Below are 15,076 nucleotides of genomic sequence, written 5' to 3'. Positions count from 1 at the left end.
ACCTATCAAAGTCATTCATTAAAATTCGTTAACATCGTGTAAGGACCAAGCGACTGTGAGCAAAATTACCAAAAGTAGCACAGCTGAATATTTTGCTAAGAACCTCCAGCAGGTGGGTTTTTCATCCCCTTTGAAGGCCGTTTTGACGACCTTGAAAGAATCCGTGGATAACTCTCTGGATGCGTGTGAGTCTGCCGGCATTCTGCCTGATCTACTGGTTGAGATCTCCAAAGTGGGAGCAGGCTCAACTAAAAATACTGATTTAATTCGCATCGTTGTCGAAGATAACGGCCCTGGTATCGAAGGTGAAGACCTTGCCAAGGTTTACGGTGAATATCTGGCGTCTTCCAAATTTGGTCGTGGTCAGTGTTCTCGTGGTCAACAAGGTATCGGTATCTCTGCTGCGACCACTTGGGCGCAGATGACCAATGCCCGTGGTGTCAGTGTTGTTTCCAAAACCAAAAAAATGCGTAAAGCGATTTCCGCGCAAGTGGATGTCGACATCAAATCCAACACCGGTGTTCTGAAAAACAAAGAAACACTGGATTGGGATCGTGAACACGGCACCCGCGTTGAATTCGTTCTGGATGGACGTATTCAACTGAATGGTGACGGCGGTCTTTTGACTTACATTGAGGGCACCATCCTGGTGAATCCTCACATGACCATCACGTACAAGCTGACGGACGCCGACTTTGTGACTGTGACTCGCGTAAGCACGGAAGTGCCAAGAGTTCCGGAAGCATCTTTGCCCCATCCTCATACCTTCAAACTGGGTGAGTTCATCACGCATTCCACTTTGTTCGGTAAAACGACGCTGTCCAAGTTTTTAAAAACGGGTTTCTCCCGTATTTCTGATCAGTCCATTTCTGATTTCGTGAAAAAAGGCCTGCCAAAGGGTCTGCTTGAGAAGTCTTTGACTGCTTTGAGTGAAGAAGACTTCAAAAAAGTCTTCCAGGCTGTGCAAAACACAGACTTGATGGCTCCAAGCACGAAGTCTGTTCTGACCGTGGGTGAAGAGGCGTTGTCCAAATCCATCACTCGTCTGGGCGAAATCGACTTCTTCGCGGTTGTGACCCGTAAACCGACCATTTGCGACTTCAAACCGGTCGTGGTGGAAGTGGCATTGGCGCGTTTCAAAGACCGCAATCAGCAAAATGATTCCCCGGTGACTTTGCTTCGTTTTGCCAACCGTGTTCCGCTGCAATTTGATAAATCCGGTTGCGCGATCACATGGGCGATTGAATCTGTGAACTGGAAAGCCTATGGCCTGGGTCAGCCAAAAGACTCTTTGCCACTGGGGCCGTACATCTTCGCGGTTTCCATTGTGTCTCCGTTCATCAAGTTTAAAAATGCCTCCAAGGAAACGATCGACGCTTCCGAGGAACTGGTTGCTGAAATCCGTCTGGCATTGATCCAAGCCGGTCAAAAGCTGTCCCGTCACATCAAGAAAGAAGTGAAGGAAGCGGACCTTGAAAGAAAACTGGCGCACATCGAGCAGTTCGGTCCAATCCTGGTTGAAGGTTTGGCAAGAATCATCAAGGCACCAGAATCCCGTAAGAAAAAAGCCGAAGAAGGTCTGAAGAAACTTCTGGGCCGTGATTCCGAAGACGCGATGGCGGATCTGGAAGCAGCGGAATCCAAACTTCTTGAGCAGAAGAAACGCGACAAGAAAAAAGGCATCGCTCACGGTGACGAAGAAGAATTCGATGTGATTTCTTCCAGTGACCTGGTGGAAGAGGCTTCCGAGGAACCGCAGGGGACTAAAAAATCCACTGTGAAAACCACCACCAAAAAGACTGTAACCACTAAGAAAACCACTGGGAAAAAAGCGTAATGGCAAAACTACTCAGCATTCGCGATTTGAAAATTGATATTCCTAAAGAGGCCCGCATTCTTGCGGACAAGATGCTGAAAGACCTTGAGTCTTCCAAGCGTCCGGTTCTTGAAGCGGTGAAAACTTCTTTGGACAACTCTTTGTACAACGCCAAAGTGGGTTACCTGACTCCGGGTGATAAAGTTGTCCGTACCGAGCTGAACGTTTCTTCCGTACAAAAACTGGCGCGTGTGGTGTTCCTGTTGGAAATGCTTCTGCGCAATCTTGAAACCGGCACCGTGAATACGAAGCGTGAGCTTTATTACATGTGTAAAGGCGAGATCAAAGGCAACCCTCGTTTGAAACCTTTGGATTTCGACGATCAGCCTGAATCCGATGCGATCATCGACTTTATCGGTGATATGCTGGAAGTATACCGTGAAGAATTGAACGTTTTTGCCAATGACCGCGGTGGGCAGACTTATTCTCAGCAGCTGGTTGTGACTGAAACTTTGGCAGACGGGGAACGGGCCGTGATCGACCTTTCCACTTTGGGAACGTCACCGTTCCAGCCAAAGAACAAACCTCAGGCATTGAAGCTGAAGGCGAAAAAGAAAATCGACTTCTGTCTGATCGTAGAGTCTGAAGGTACCGCGAATACGCTGGTCACCATGGGCTTCACCAAGCGTAACAACTGTATTGTGATGGGTGCTCAAGGGGTTCCATCCAACGGTGTTCGTGGTTGGGCTAAACTGATCCAGGAAGAATTGGACGTTCCAATGTACTTCTTCGGGGATCTCGATGCGTACACCATGCAGAATATCTATCGTACTTTGAAAGCCGGTTCCGCGGCGTCTTTGATCCGTAATGCCGATTTCTCCGCTCCGAACGTAAAGTTCCTGGGCGTGTTGCCGGAAGACGTGAAAAAATACGATCTGCCTCACTACAAAGTGAAAGAATCCGATCCAGCTGAAGCACGCGCTTTGAAAAAAGCCAAAGACGCTTTGGAAAACGATCCGTTCTTCCTGGATAAAAAGAACAAGAACCTTTCCGATATCCTGCGCTGGTTGATCAAAGAAAAGATTCGTTGCGAGCAACAGTCCTTCTTCTCTGTTGACCCGAAAGATCCAATCAAGACAGAAAAACTGATCCTTGAGAAAATCAAACGCGGATCCTACGTTTAAGAGATTTTTAAAGTTAGAACCACCAAAGCCCCTGTCCTCATGGATGGGGGCTTTTTTTTCGGCGACAGCCCGCTGAAGCCCGCGGAACACTATAAACTCTTCAATTCCTCCAGCTATTTCCGGCATTTAGGCAGTTAGAAAGATGAAACTTCAGAAGGGTTCGGCAAAAGCCCTTTCGAAGTGCGGGGAATTTTGTTAAAAAACCCTCGAATTTTCAAAACGGGAGTTTTTCAATGAAAGCCATCGTATTTGCCTTTGCTGCGTTGTTTGTGTCTGTTGTCGCTCAAGCGGATGTTTTACCTGCAGTTGTTGCCAAGTGTTCCGGTCATCTGAATGACGACACGGCTGTTTCTTTCGTGATTCAGGACACAGCGGTTGTGAATTTGAAGCAAGGTATGCTGGCGACTTTCGATGGTGATTTCGCGGTGAACATGATCTGCAAAAAAGCGGATCGCCCAGAACAAAACATTCCGGATCGTTCGCCGGCTTACTCTTGCGTTGAAAACCGTGCAGGTGACGGCAAGTACATCATCAATCTTGTGTATGGTATCAGCGGTCGTTTGGTGGGTCAGATCCAGCAGGAACAAATCTTCCCATTGAAGCCACAAACCATCGGCTCGATCTTCTGCCGCTAGTCGGCCAGCCTCTTATTGTGGTTAGTTGATCAGAACCAAAGGCGTGCCGCGAATGTCGGCCACCTTTTGTATTTCACGGCGCCCGTTCAGCAGACGACGGGCTTCTTCCAGGGGATTCCAGCCGTGATCCTGTAAATCGCGCAGTAAGATGAAGGCGCGGCCTTGTGGTTTCAAAGCGGCATCAATTCCGCGAATCAAATTTGTAAAATCAGAATCAATAAAGAAGCGACAGCGGTTTTTAAACTCTGATGGCGATAGTTTTCCCTGATTGATGCGGAAGTAAGGCGGATTGCTCAGGATCAGATCATAGCGGGTGCTGAATTCTGGTGTCAGCAGGGACTCATAGTTCTGATTCACGAAATTCACGGAGGGCTGGTTGTCTCCAAACGCAGTCAGATTTTTTTCAAAGTGATCGCGGTAAACATCCTGCACTTCCATGAAATCAAAGCCGCAGGGATAGGCACGGTTTTCTGATTTGCAGTGATACAGAAAATCCAAGCCCACGATCCCGCAGCCTGAACACAGATCTAAAGCCGTCAGGGCGCTTAAATCCTCGTGCAAAAACTCAAACACCTGGCGCGCCAAAAACACCGAATCATGGGAAAAACGGTATTCCTCGGGTTGGGAGTAGTTAAAGGTAAAGTGCGGGTTCAGGGACGTCATCAGGGTTTAGGTTTTAGATTTCCCTCTGCCAAATGTCCATTTTTTCATTTCGCTTTCATTAGCGAAGGCTCAAATCTAAATTAATTACATTTGAGCCCATTTTTGGGTCCCTGTATTGAGTTTTCAGGGGCAAGAATCTATAAATTTGCCCTAAGGCCATGTCCAATAAACAATTCTCATTTTCTTTCACTATCAACCGTTCCCTGATCCTGTCGGTGCTTTTGCATGGCGGGCTGTTTGCGTTGGCGGTGGGCATGGCGGCACCCAGCGTGCTTCCTTTGCCCGTAGGGGTAGAGCTTCAGTATGGGGATGGCGGCAGCGTTCAGGCGCCCAAACAAGAACAACAGGTCAAAGTCCCTAAAGCAAAGGCCCCGGTGGTTGCTGATAATTCTGAAGGCCCGGCTGTTAAAACTGAAAAAGTGACGGAGTCCGCTCCGCAACCGGTTCCAAACGGCAAGACCGCGGGTTCTTTGGCGGGAACGTCTGATCAGGGCGCACTGGAAGGCCGTGAAGGGGTTGCCAACGGGATAGAGGTGTCGCCAGAGCAGCGTTACCTTTACGAGATCAAAAAACTGCTGGAGCACCGTAAGCGCTATCCAATGCTGGCAAAAAAAATGGGTCAGACGGGGAAAGTCACCATGCGCTTTACTTTAGCGCAAGATGGTTCACTGCTGACCAGCGAAATCGTTGAAAAGACACCTTATGATTCTTTGAATCAGGCGGCCCTGGATCTGGTCAAAGGCATTCACGGCTTAAAGCCATTCCCGCAGGAAATCCAAAGAGGTTCCTGGTCGATCACAGTTCCTATCGAGTACGTGTTGAACTAAAGAGCACGCCTGCGCTGCGAGAGCTTGCCTCCGCCTTGCGCCGGAGGCATTTAATCCGATTTTAAAGGCAGGGTTATTTGGTGATGCCCTGGAAGTTGCGGCAGAAGTACACGTTGAACGTTCGGGCGTGGATGCCGTTGCGGAACGTCTTCAGCGTTTCTTTGTCGCAACCATCCCACGCGGCCCACTCCATCGGATCGGCCGGATATTTCTCCGTGCTGACGAAGATCGCGTTTTGACCCTTCAGGTTGTTCATTTCTTCCGGTGACTGCATCACAGTATAGTGACTGACGGTAGAACTTAGCATGTACACTTTCTGTTTTGTGCCCCAGGTGGTCTGCGCCGTGTTTTCATAGCGGTGAGCCGCGATGAACGGCTTGCTGCCGCTTTCGGCGTGGATTTCACGCTGGCGACGGTTCACATAACGACCCAGGTCTTCCCAGCCGGTGAATTCGTTACTGAAGTCATAGGTGGTCTGCCATTCGCCATTCGGGTTGAACAGTTTGTACGCTTTTGGAATCCACGGATAAGCAAACGGTGTGTAGCTGATCAATGCCAGCAGCACAAAGAAGGCGCCAATACCCCAGGTGAAGATTTTGCTTCGCGCCTGAACAATTTGGCGACGACCCCACACCAAACCTTGAGACCAGATCGCCCCCGCACCCATCAAAAGCAGGGTGTAGGCCGCGCCACTCCAGTGAGGCTTGTATTCAGCCCACAGAGGCTGTGGATAGAAGATCGCGATGGAAGGCAGGGTCAGACACAGCAGGAATCTCCAGCGTGCCTCGTGGCGTTTAATGAAGGAAGTAATAAACGCCAAAGCAATCATCACGTAAAGGAACGGGGTTGCAAACAGCAGTTGCGCACCAAAGAACACCAACCAGCGGCCGATATCAAATCGCGCACCGGTGTGACGGTCATGGAACTGATACTTGAAGCCCGGCCAGTCATGCAGGTGATTCCACAGGAAGATCGGTGTGGCCAAGGCGGTCGCAATCAGCAAACCCACCCACGGCCAAGGCGTCAAAAGATCTTTGCGGCGGGACGGAGTCGCCAGCAGGTACAAACCAAACCCCGGTGCCAAAAGCGCGATGATGAATTTGGAATTCAGCCCCAGGCCCATCAGGATTCCCAGCCAGATCCAGGTTTTTTTCACACTCCAGGCTTTGCCGTCTTCACGCACGCCCTGCCAGAACACGTAGGATGCCGCCACCCAACAGAACATGAACGGAGGTTCGGGTGATGCGACATAGCCGCCAAAGCCCCAGAACGGGGACCATAGCAAAACAAGGCCGACAAAAATCGCCGCCCAGTCGTCAAACAAGTCACGTGTCAGTTTGTAAAGCAAGATCACGGTGCCGACAAAACACAGGAAGCCCGGCAGGCGCACACCCAGATAGGTGTCACCAAAAGCGCTGGTGGTGATGGCTTCAAGCCATGCAATCATCGCCGGGTGGTCGAAATAGGAAAGCTGGGGCCATTTAGCCCAGGACCAGTGGTAAGCCTCGTCATCGATCAGCCCGATATGAAGCGAGAAAAAAGCCCGGAAAATCAGTGTCAAAATGAACAGGATGGTGACTTTTTGCGAGAGGTTTTGCTGCTTCCAGAATTCACGAATCACAGGGGTGTCCTTGCTGGGGTGTTCGGTCATTTTGTCAAAGCTCTGTCGTAATATCTTGGGGCGTCGGTGGCAACCAAATTCTTGCCTACAAAGCCTCTCGGTGAGACTCTGCGGGGCATGAAATTGACCTTGATCGCTGTGGCCGGGTTGTTTGTGTTTTTGGGGTGCCAAAGTTTCCGTTATCACGACCCCCAGAAACCGCATCGCGGGGAAACCCAGTTTTATAACAACTATGACAATTCTCCGAAAGCCAGCTTCTGGAAGTGGCAGTGGGAACGTCTGACGGGGCCGCACAAGGACGAGCCGCCGTTCAATCCGCCTGTTCTGAAGACGGACACGGATTTTTTGCGTCAGAATAAAAACCAAACCACACTGACCTGGATCGGGCACAGTTCGTTCCTGTTGCAACTTCAAGGAAAAAACATTGTCACCGATCCGGTTTTTTCAGACCGAGTTTCGCCAGTCAGTTTTATGGGTCCGAAGCGTCTGGTGGCGCTGCCGTTTGAACAAAAAGACCTGCCGCCGGTGGATGTGGTGCTGGTGTCTCACAGTCACTATGATCATCTGGATTTAAAAACTTTGCGTGATCTGAACAAGCAGAATCAGGGGAAGACCCTGTTCCTGGTTCCGCTGGGTAATGCCGATCTTTTGAAATCCGAAGGAATTGAAAACGTCAAAGAACTCGACTGGTGGGATCAGTTCACACTGGATGGGTTGACGATCACGTTCACTCCGGCCCAGCATTGGACTCAGCGCAGCCTTTGGGACCGCAATCAAAGCCTGTGGGGCGGCTGGCACGTGCAGTCAGAAAAATTCAAGTTCTTCTATACCGGCGACACTGGGTATTCGAAGGATTTTTCAGATGTGCACACCAAATTTGGTGATGTGGATCTGGCGCTGATCCCGATTGGCGCTTATGAGCCGCGCTGGTTCATGGGGCAGCAGCATGTGGATCCGGATGGAGCAGTTAAAATTCATAAGGATCTTCATTCCCGCCTGAGCATTGGGGTACACTGGGGCACTTTCCGTCTCAGTGACGAACCCATGGCCGAACCTCCTCAAGAGCTGGCAGCGGCAAGGGAACGTGCCGGAGTCGACGCAAGTGGATTCCGAGTGATGATGCACGGTGAAGTTTTGAAATTGGACAATAGAAAATAGACTTGGAGTTTGTGATGGAAAAGTTCCGCGTAGAAAAAGATTTGCTGGGTGAAAAGAAAGTCCCTGCGGAAGCTTATTACGGAATTCATACCGTGCGTGCGATGGAGAACTTTCAGATTTCTGGTGTCCCGGTAGGGGGCAATCAAAGTTTCGTGCGTGGTCTGGCGCTGGTGAAGAAAGCCTGCGCTTTGGCCAATGGTGAACTGGGCACAATCCCGGCGGATGTTTCCAAATCCCTGGTTGAAGCCTGTAACCTTGTTTTGCAAGATCCTAAAAAATGGGGTCAGCAGTTCCCTTCAGACGTGTATCAGGGTGGGGCGGGGACTTCCATCAACATGAATGCGAACGAAGTCATTGCCAATATCGCTTTGGAAAAGCGCGGTCTGCAAAAAGGCAACTATGCAGTGATCAATCCAAATGATCACGTCAACAAATGCCAATCCACCAACGATGCTTATCCGACGGCTTTTCGTGTGGCGCTGTATGAACACCTGAATGGCACTTTGGCGGCTTTGGATTCATTGGCTTTGGCTTTCGAGAAAAAAGGCAAAGAATTCCAGGGCGTTTTGAAAATGGGCCGCACGCAGTTGCAGGATGCGGTTCCGATGTCCCTGGGACAGGAATTCAACGCCTTTGCAACGTTGCTGAAGGAAGACGGTCGTCTGACCCGCACAGTTCAGAAATTCATGCTTGAAGTGAACCTGGGTGCGACGGCTATTGGTACGGGTATTAACACGCCTCCGGGTTATGCCTCTTTGGCCGTGCAAAAACTGGCTGAAGTCACGGGCCATTCGTTTGTGCAGTCTGAAGACTACATCGAAGCCACCAGTGACTGTGGAGCTTACATCATCATCTCTGGCGCTTTGAAGCGCACGGCAGTGAAGCTGTCTAAAATCTGCAATGACTTGCGTTTGCTTAGTTCCGGTCCGCGCACGGGCTTGAAGGAAATCAACCTGCCAGAAATGCAGGCGGGATCTTCCATCATGCCGGCCAAAGTAAATCCGGTGATTCCGGAAGTGGTGAATCAGGTCAGCTTTAAAATCATCGGCAATGATCTGGCAATCACGCTGGCCGCGGAAGCAGGACAACTGCAGCTGAACGTGATGGAGCCAGTCATCGCCTCCAGTTTGTTTGAATCATTGGATCTTTTAAGAAATGCCTGTGAAACGCTAGAGCACAAATGTGTGAAGGGCATCACCGCGAATGCAGAACGCTGCCGCGATTACGTGATGAACAGCATCGGTATCGTCACTTATCTGGATCCGATTATTGGTCACGATGAGGGCGATCGCATTGGGAAAATTTGCGCAGAAACCGGTCGCAATGTGGCTGAAGTGGCCTTGGAGCGCGGAGTGGTGACTCAAGCCCAGCTGGATGAGTTGTTTTCAATGGAAAATCTGCTGAATCCGAAATACGTCGGTAAGAAGCACTAACTGCGGCGTCGGAAAAGCACCTGCGGGTTCACCAGCAGGATGCCCACCAGCGCCAGCAGGCAGCCGATGCCCGTGGCTGTCAGGCGAATCATCGGGGTGTGCAAATCACCCCTTTCCAGATTGGGCATGTCCAGAATCAGCAAAAGCATTACGGCCATCACCGCCGAACCCAGCCAGTAGCTGCGGATGATGGACCATGGTCCCCAGAAACTGACCAGAGCCAGAATCAGAATTGCCATCCACAAAGGCGGCTCGGCATAGATGATGACATCAGCCACAACCACACCCACCAATGTTCCCAGGAAACGCTGAATGCTGCGATAAACACTTTGTTTGATTTCCGGGCGCATAATAATCAATACCGTGCCGACGGCCCAGTATCCGTGATCCACCTTCAACACATCCACGGCAATCAAACTCAGCAGGATCGCCAGAGCATAGCCCGTGGCGTACAGATGCCGCGACTTTTCTGTCGTCATGGATTCTTTCAGCGTGGTGCGAAGTCGTGCAAAAGGGTTGGGCTTGTGTCGGCGCAGAAACACCAAGATGGCCAATGAAACAAAAACGCATAGATAACCCAGGAAAGCATAACTTACGATCGGCACAAAATATTTTTGCAGATCACCGGCATAGGCTCCGGCCAGAACCTGAAAGATTGAAAACAACAAGGCCCGCTCAAGCTCTGCCCCTTTGCCTCCGCCCATCAGGCCCAGCCAGTACACCAGACCCAACAGCGTCGGAATGAAAAGAGCGTTGTGTTTGTGAGTCAGTATTCCCAGGGAAAGCCCTGCCGCCATCATCACAAAGGTAAGCGTGATCGTCCACAGACGATGCCCCAAGGTCCCCAGATGATCATTCAGGGGCAGCAGGAACCCCATCAGCGAACCAAAGATCGCCACGGGCAGTTGTCCCATCATCATGCCGACCACCAGGGGAAAGGCTGTCGCAAAAGCACAAACGAACATGCGAGGCCATGGAGATGGCATCGGCTGAATTCGCAGAACTTCGTCGATATGTTGGCGCAGACTCATGAAACTCAGTATACTACTGCTGAGGTGCCTTATGAAAAAGAAAATCAAACTTGAGCTGGTGGTCGATATTGTTTGTCCATGGTGTTATGTCGGAAAAACAACACTGTTCAAGGCCATGGAGTCTGTCAAAGATGAGTATGACTTTGATGTGAGTGTTCTTCCGTTTCAACTGGATCCTGGCACTCCGGCAGAAGGTGTTTCGCGTGCGGCGTATCTGGCGGCCAAGTTTGGCAATAGCGAACGTTTTCAAATGGCAGAACAAAGAGTCGTTCAAGCAGCGGCGGCAGCAGGCGCGGAACTTCATTTTGATAAAATGCAGGTGCAGATCAACACGATGGACTGCCATCGTCTGATCTGGTGGGCGGGCACCCGAAACAATCAGGTCGCGGTCACCAATGAAATTTACCAGGCTTACTATGCCGAGGCCCTGGATCTGTCCCAGCGTGAAGTTTTGGCAGGTGTGATGGCGCGAGTGGGTTATGACAAGGCTGACGTGTTGACCTTCCTGCAGAGCGATCAGGGTTTCAATGAAGTGGCTGCGCTGATTGATGAAGCGTATGCGCTGGGAATCAGTGGTGTGCCGTTTGTTATTTTAAATCGGGAGGCTGGAATTTCAGGAGCTCAGCCACTCGAGGTGTTTTTGCAGGCCTTTCAACAAGTTTAAGAACCGGGTGTGGGGGAGGCAGTGAAATATGAACTCCCGCAGGTGCCTTCAGATTTAAGAACCATTTTTTGTAAAGGTGATCAAACTGACCGGTGCGTTTGATTTCCTCAAAGGCCGTTTTCCATTTTGTGATCGTCAAAGGTGCAGTCCCCCGCGAAAAGGCAAAGTACAACGAGCTGTGACTTAGTGACAGAACTTTGACGAAGGGGCTGGAAGTGTATCCCGCGCGGCGGAAAAGTTCGGCGACCGCCAGTTCATCATCACAGATGGCATCCACCCGGCCCGTCATCAGCATTTTTACGGCGTTAACCGATGAATTCACCGGAACGATGTTGCGAAAGCCCTCTTGTTCCAGAATATTATGAAAAGCCGTGCCCCGATGAGTGGCGATGCGCAGTTCTTTTTTCAGGGATTGCAGGGTCACTTTGCCAAGGTCATAGGTGCCTCGCACATAAATGGCGATTTCACCGTTGGCAATGGGACCAATCAGCGTGAAAAGTTTTTCGCGTTCGGGATTGCGGACCACCGTGAACAGCAGAACGTCCGGCTGATTCACGGCAAGGTGATAAGCCCGCGGCCAGGGCAGAACTTCAATACTTTGTGTGAGCGACGCTGATTTTTGAATCATGCGCGCCAGATCCACAGCCATGCCTTCGGCGGCACCCGATTTTTCATAGGTAATAGGAGGCCAGTGCTCGGTCACAATTCTTAATGGAATTTGTGAAGACCAGCAGGGCTGCGCCAGTGGCAGCAGTAAAAAAATAATCAAAAAAAACAGCTGCGACATGTGTTAATCTTATCACAGATCAAACATCGGTGGAGGAAGAGCTATATGCCAGTCCTGTCGAATATCAAGTCTGCTCACGTTCCAGTGAAAATCTGGTCCCCGGAATCCGAAGTCGAGTCACAAGCACTGAAGCAACTTCAGAATGTGGCGTCGTTGCCATTTGTATTCAAACACGTGGCTGCAATGCCTGATGTGCATCTGGGAATTGGAGCCACAGTCGGAAGCGTGATCGCCACCAAGGGCGCGGTGATCCCGGCGGCTGTGGGTGTGGATATTGGTTGCGGTATGATTGCCGCTCGTCTGAATGTGAATCCGGAATTGGTGCTGCATGATCTGGATCGCCTGCGTGCCGGAATTGAACGTGTGATTCCGTTGGGGCATGAATCCAACAAAAAGCTGACCCAGGAAGTGCAAAACTGGAAGGGCTGGAAGAACATGCCTGAGTCCGTTTCATTGTTGCGCTTAAAAGACCGCGCCGCTCACCAACTGGGAAGTCTGGGTGGAGGCAATCACTTTATTGAAATCTGCACCGACGAAGAAGGTGCCGTGTGGGTGATGCTGCATTCCGGTTCCCGCAACGTTGGTAAAAGTCTGGCCGAAGAACACATCCGCGAAGCCAAAGGCGAAATCGCAAAGCTGGCGGTGAAGTTGCCCGATCCGGATCTGGCTTATTACCTTGAAGGAACCACGGAATACGAAAATTACATGCGCGATCTGGAGTGGGCACAAAGTTATGCTCTGGAAAACCGCGAAGAGATGCTTCGCCGGGTGATGGAGGTGATTTCCCATCACGTCGGGAAAAAAGGGGCGCCGCTGCCGTATTCCCTGAAGGTCAATTGTCACCACAACTATGCCACGCGCGAGGTTCATTATGGTGAAGACGTTCTGGTCACCCGCAAAGGGGCCGTGCGCGCAAGGCAAGGGGATCTGGGCATCATTCCCGGTTCGATGGGGGCCCGATCTTACATCGTCAGGGGTAAGGGCAGTGCCGAATCTTTTGATTCCTGTTCGCACGGGGCGGGTCGGCGCATGTCACGCTCGGAAGCCAAACGTCGTTTCAGTCTGGCGGACTTGCAAAAACAAACTGCGGGGGTGGAGTGTCGTAAGGACGCCGGGGTCATTGATGAGATTCCCAGCGCTTACAAGGACATCGACCAGGTGATGAAAAATCAAACGGATCTGGTCGATGTGGTGGCGGTGCTAAAGCAGGTGCTGTGCGTGAAAGGCTAGTTGCGTTTCTTGCGGGACTGCTGGCGGTGAGCTTCCTGCCAGTTTTTTCGGTGATGCACTGTCTGATGCTTTTCAATTTTGGTTTCTGGCAAATGTTGTAGATCTGCTTTCAGTTGTGAATGCAGTGGCAGCAAACCTACACCGGACATCAACAGATCCCGGTACTGTTTTCCGAAACCTTCTTCAACGTGATTAATCAAAAGTTTTTCGATTTCCGCGCGAGCCACACCGGCGTCTTCTTCAGAAACGTGTTCCAGTTCGGTCAGGATATCGATATCGGCCATCAGGGAGGTCAGTTCGCGCAGCCACAAGTAGCGTTCTGCGGTCATCAAAACCTGGAACCATTCTGTCGGAGCGGCTTGATAGCCCACTTCGCGGTCGAATTGCTCTTTCAGAGAATTCAATACTTCTTTTTGCAGAGCCCACAGGGCTTGACGGACTTGAAGAGTGGCAGAGTGATGAGCTGATTTGGACATGGGGTAGGGCTCCTGGTTCGCTTTTAAAAGCCGATCCTAGCGTATTTTATCGCCAATGACATCTACTTTTAGCAGCTCTGCAGGAGCCCAATTGGGGTTCTTAAGAAACTAGCGGCAACGTCTCCATTGCAAGTGGTAGATCAGGCCGGAGCTGATGTCGGCGCTGTCCACTGTTGCCAGGGTTTGTTCGCCACGGGCGTTGGATTTAGCCATCATGGATGTGTTGACACGCAAGTTCACGTTGGCTCCGCACGGCGTCCAAACCATAGTGCTGGCAATCAGACCGTCAGAAATAGTGTAACTGTCGTTCACCGGACCCATGAACGTGCGGCTGATTCTTGGACCACGCGCACCAGCCCAGAAGTATTCCGCATCAAAGCGTGACATACCACCACGAGGCACGAAGTTGAATCCACGGTAATCGACCTGGATGACTGCCACGCTGTAACCACTTGGCACTGTCACTGGGACAGAGATGTTACAGGATTTGCGATCCATGGATCGGCCACTGCCGGCTTCCGCCACATAGTTATCAAACAGGATGCTGAGTGCAGAAGCATCCGGACTCACAGTGACACTGGCGCTTCCCGCAGGACAGCCGGTTCCACCGTAGGCTGGTTGACCCAGGCGAATTTCCTGAGCGTTGGCTTGCAGACTCATTGCAGAGATCATCCCCGCGATTGCGATCAATAGTTTACCTTTCATAAATCCCCCTTGTGATTATGACATTGTTAGTTCGTTAATTTGGTTTTGAATTTTAATTATGGGAAACGCGGCGGTCTGCCAGGATTGTTCGGTCGACCCGGTCCCGGATCACGTCCTGGTGGCTGATTGACGCCACCATTACTTGGTCGGCACGTCTTCCAGGCCAGTTGGTATCTTTGTGACTGAACCTGACCGTCGATGCTGTCCAGAGTGATCTGGGCGGTCAGCAGGGACGACAGGTTCAGGTTGCGGGCCATCAGATAAGTAGTGATGTACAATGATTGAATGGAGTTGGCGTTACATGCCGCCCACGGAGCGACACGGCTGTCGACCTGATGACGGATATAGTAAGTGTCGTTGTAAGGTCCGCGGAATTCCTGTGCGCGGAAGTTGTAAGTGCCACCGTTTTCATAGCCCGGGCGTTCGTTGCGGGGCTTGCTGCCATCGAAAGAATAAAGCGCCTGGTGAGTCACCATCGTGCCGGCTTCGGCGTAAGCAAAGCCGCGATAGTCAGCGGAGGTCACCGCGAAAGTCCATCCCGCAGGCACCTGGAAGTTCACCTTCAGTTCGCAGTTCAGGCGAACGATCGGGCGTTGCATGGTGGATTCAGCGATAAAATTGTCCAGAAGCAAAGAGAACGTCTGCGCATCCGGAGAAATCGTGGCGTTGTAAGTGCCTGCCGGACATCCAGTACCAATTGCCTGAATGCTGTGAATGCGGATGCCTGGTGGCGTTTGGGCCAAGGCTGCCGGTGCAGACATTAATAGAGACATTCCAAGTAATGAAGTGATTCCCCGCCAGATCATAATGTTTCCCCCCAGAAACTGGTGACATCGGTCACCTGGG

15 protein-coding genes are annotated in these 15,076 nt (G+C 51.1%); 8 read left to right on the top strand and 7 right to left on the bottom strand.

The window, feature by feature from the left end; all coding sequences use genetic code 11:
• Positions 1-55: 55 nt before the first annotated feature.
• From BDT_RS14070 to BDT_RS14060, 3 genes are all read left to right on the top strand, one after another.
• The gene (locus BDT_RS14070; RefSeq protein ID WP_041577896.1) at positions 56-1,837 is read left to right on the top strand and encodes a DNA topoisomerase VI subunit B; all 1,782 of its coding nucleotides are present in this window, start codon (positions 56-58) and stop codon (positions 1,835-1,837) included.
• A complete protein-coding gene (locus tag BDT_RS14065) occupies positions 1,837-3,000 on the top strand; it encodes a DNA topoisomerase IV subunit A (RefSeq protein ID WP_015091914.1) in 1,164 nt (387 codons plus the stop codon). The genes BDT_RS14070 and BDT_RS14065 overlap by 1 nt, the downstream gene beginning before the upstream one ends.
• A gap of 233 nt (positions 3,001-3,233) precedes the next feature.
• Positions 3,234-3,635, top strand: coding sequence for a hypothetical protein (locus BDT_RS14060; protein WP_015091913.1), 402 nt, complete (start codon positions 3,234-3,236; stop codon positions 3,633-3,635).
• Positions 3,636-3,656: 21 nt separating this feature from the next.
• Here BDT_RS14060 and BDT_RS14055 read toward each other — a convergent pair whose 3' ends face one another.
• Positions 3,657-4,298, bottom strand: coding sequence for an O-methyltransferase (locus BDT_RS14055; protein ID WP_015091912.1), 642 nt, complete (start codon positions 4,296-4,298; stop codon positions 3,657-3,659).
• Positions 4,299-4,456: 158 nt separating this feature from the next.
• Here BDT_RS14055 and BDT_RS14050 point away from each other — a divergent pair, with 158 nt between their 5' ends.
• Positions 4,457-5,125, top strand: coding sequence for an energy transducer TonB (locus BDT_RS14050; protein WP_015091911.1), 669 nt, complete (start codon positions 4,457-4,459; stop codon positions 5,123-5,125).
• Between the two features lie 73 nt (positions 5,126-5,198).
• On the opposite strand, the gene BDT_RS14045 is transcribed toward BDT_RS14050, so the two are convergent.
• Positions 5,199-6,776 (bottom strand): ArnT family glycosyltransferase, encoded by a 1,578-nt coding sequence (locus BDT_RS14045; protein ID WP_015091910.1) that lies wholly within the window; start codon positions 6,774-6,776, stop codon positions 5,199-5,201.
• Positions 6,777-6,863: 87 nt separating this feature from the next.
• On the opposite strand from BDT_RS14045, the gene BDT_RS14040 reads away from it, so the two are divergent.
• Both BDT_RS14040 and aspA read left to right on the top strand, forming a co-directional pair.
• Positions 6,864-7,904, top strand: coding sequence for an MBL fold metallo-hydrolase (locus BDT_RS14040; protein ID WP_015091909.1), 1,041 nt, complete (start codon positions 6,864-6,866; stop codon positions 7,902-7,904).
• A gap of 14 nt (positions 7,905-7,918) precedes the next feature.
• Positions 7,919-9,337, top strand: coding sequence for an aspartate ammonia-lyase (gene aspA / locus BDT_RS14035; protein ID WP_041577895.1), 1,419 nt, complete (start codon positions 7,919-7,921; stop codon positions 9,335-9,337).
• Here aspA and BDT_RS14030 read toward each other — a convergent pair.
• The gene (locus tag BDT_RS14030; protein WP_015091907.1) at positions 9,334-10,368 is read right to left on the bottom strand and encodes an FUSC family protein; all 1,035 of its coding nucleotides are present in this window, start codon (positions 10,366-10,368) and stop codon (positions 9,334-9,336) included. The two genes, aspA and BDT_RS14030, sit on opposite strands and share 4 nt — an antisense overlap.
• Positions 10,369-10,399: 31 nt before the next feature.
• On the opposite strand from BDT_RS14030, the gene BDT_RS14025 reads away from it, so the two are divergent.
• The gene (locus BDT_RS14025) at positions 10,400-11,032 is read left to right on the top strand and encodes a DsbA family oxidoreductase (protein ID WP_041577894.1); all 633 of its coding nucleotides are present in this window, start codon (positions 10,400-10,402) and stop codon (positions 11,030-11,032) included.
• Here the strand turns inward: BDT_RS14025 and BDT_RS14020 are convergent.
• The gene (locus tag BDT_RS14020; RefSeq protein WP_015091906.1) at positions 10,956-11,819 is read right to left on the bottom strand and encodes a substrate-binding periplasmic protein; all 864 of its coding nucleotides are present in this window, start codon (positions 11,817-11,819) and stop codon (positions 10,956-10,958) included. The genes BDT_RS14025 and BDT_RS14020 overlap by 77 nt on opposite strands.
• A gap of 45 nt (positions 11,820-11,864) precedes the next feature.
• Between BDT_RS14020 and BDT_RS14015 the strand changes: the two genes are divergently transcribed.
• Positions 11,865-13,049, top strand: coding sequence for an RtcB family protein (locus BDT_RS14015; protein WP_015091905.1), 1,185 nt, complete (start codon positions 11,865-11,867; stop codon positions 13,047-13,049).
• Here BDT_RS14015 and BDT_RS14010 read toward each other — a convergent pair.
• From BDT_RS14010 to BDT_RS14000, 3 genes are all read right to left on the bottom strand, one after another.
• Complete coding sequence (locus BDT_RS14010; protein ID WP_015091904.1) at positions 13,046-13,525, bottom strand: hypothetical protein; 480 nt, start codon at positions 13,523-13,525, stop codon at positions 13,046-13,048. The genes BDT_RS14015 and BDT_RS14010 overlap by 4 nt on opposite strands.
• 108 nt (positions 13,526-13,633) lie before the next feature.
• The gene (locus tag BDT_RS14005) at positions 13,634-14,230 is read right to left on the bottom strand and encodes a DUF4360 domain-containing protein (protein WP_015091903.1); all 597 of its coding nucleotides are present in this window, start codon (positions 14,228-14,230) and stop codon (positions 13,634-13,636) included.
• 56 nt (positions 14,231-14,286) lie between these two features.
• Complete coding sequence (locus BDT_RS14000) at positions 14,287-15,036, bottom strand: DUF4360 domain-containing protein (RefSeq protein WP_235046138.1); 750 nt, start codon at positions 15,034-15,036, stop codon at positions 14,287-14,289.
• Positions 15,037-15,076: the final 40 nt, after the last annotated feature.

It is taken from the genome of Bdellovibrio bacteriovorus str. Tiberius, assembly GCF_000317895.1.
GTDB classification, from domain to species: domain Bacteria; phylum Bdellovibrionota; class Bdellovibrionia; order Bdellovibrionales; family Bdellovibrionaceae; genus Bdellovibrio; species Bdellovibrio bacteriovorus_F.
Note: the sequence above shows the minus strand (reverse complement) of the source record. Positions and strands in the feature narration are given on the sequence as shown.

Excerpts from the sequence above, each read along its gene's own strand:
- BDT_RS14065 (WP_015091914.1), top strand. The coding sequence starts at position 1,837 with ATGGCAAAACTACTCAGCATTCGCGATTTGAAAATTGATATTCCTAAA.
- BDT_RS14000 (WP_235046138.1), bottom strand. The coding sequence starts at position 15,036 with ATGATCTGGCGGGGAATCACTTCATTACTTGGAATGTCTCTATTAATG.
- BDT_RS14030 (WP_015091907.1), bottom strand. The coding sequence starts at position 10,368 with ATGAGTCTGCGCCAACATATCGACGAAGTTCTGCGAATTCAGCCGATG.
- BDT_RS14060 (WP_015091913.1), top strand. The coding sequence starts at position 3,234 with ATGAAAGCCATCGTATTTGCCTTTGCTGCGTTGTTTGTGTCTGTTGTC.
- BDT_RS14015 (WP_015091905.1), top strand. The coding sequence starts at position 11,865 with ATGCCAGTCCTGTCGAATATCAAGTCTGCTCACGTTCCAGTGAAAATC.
- aspA (WP_041577895.1), top strand. The coding sequence starts at position 7,919 with ATGGAAAAGTTCCGCGTAGAAAAAGATTTGCTGGGTGAAAAGAAAGTC.
- BDT_RS14050 (WP_015091911.1), top strand. The coding sequence starts at position 4,457 with ATGTCCAATAAACAATTCTCATTTTCTTTCACTATCAACCGTTCCCTG.
- BDT_RS14045 (WP_015091910.1), bottom strand. The coding sequence starts at position 6,776 with ATGACCGAACACCCCAGCAAGGACACCCCTGTGATTCGTGAATTCTGG.
- BDT_RS14005 (WP_015091903.1), bottom strand. The coding sequence starts at position 14,230 with ATGAAAGGTAAACTATTGATCGCAATCGCGGGGATGATCTCTGCAATG.
- BDT_RS14055 (WP_015091912.1), bottom strand. The coding sequence starts at position 4,298 with ATGACGTCCCTGAACCCGCACTTTACCTTTAACTACTCCCAACCCGAG.
- BDT_RS14010 (WP_015091904.1), bottom strand. The coding sequence starts at position 13,525 with ATGTCCAAATCAGCTCATCACTCTGCCACTCTTCAAGTCCGTCAAGCC.
- BDT_RS14040 (WP_015091909.1), top strand. The coding sequence starts at position 6,864 with ATGAAATTGACCTTGATCGCTGTGGCCGGGTTGTTTGTGTTTTTGGGG.
- BDT_RS14020 (WP_015091906.1), bottom strand. The coding sequence starts at position 11,819 with ATGTCGCAGCTGTTTTTTTTGATTATTTTTTTACTGCTGCCACTGGCG.
- BDT_RS14025 (WP_041577894.1), top strand. The coding sequence starts at position 10,400 with ATGAAAAAGAAAATCAAACTTGAGCTGGTGGTCGATATTGTTTGTCCA.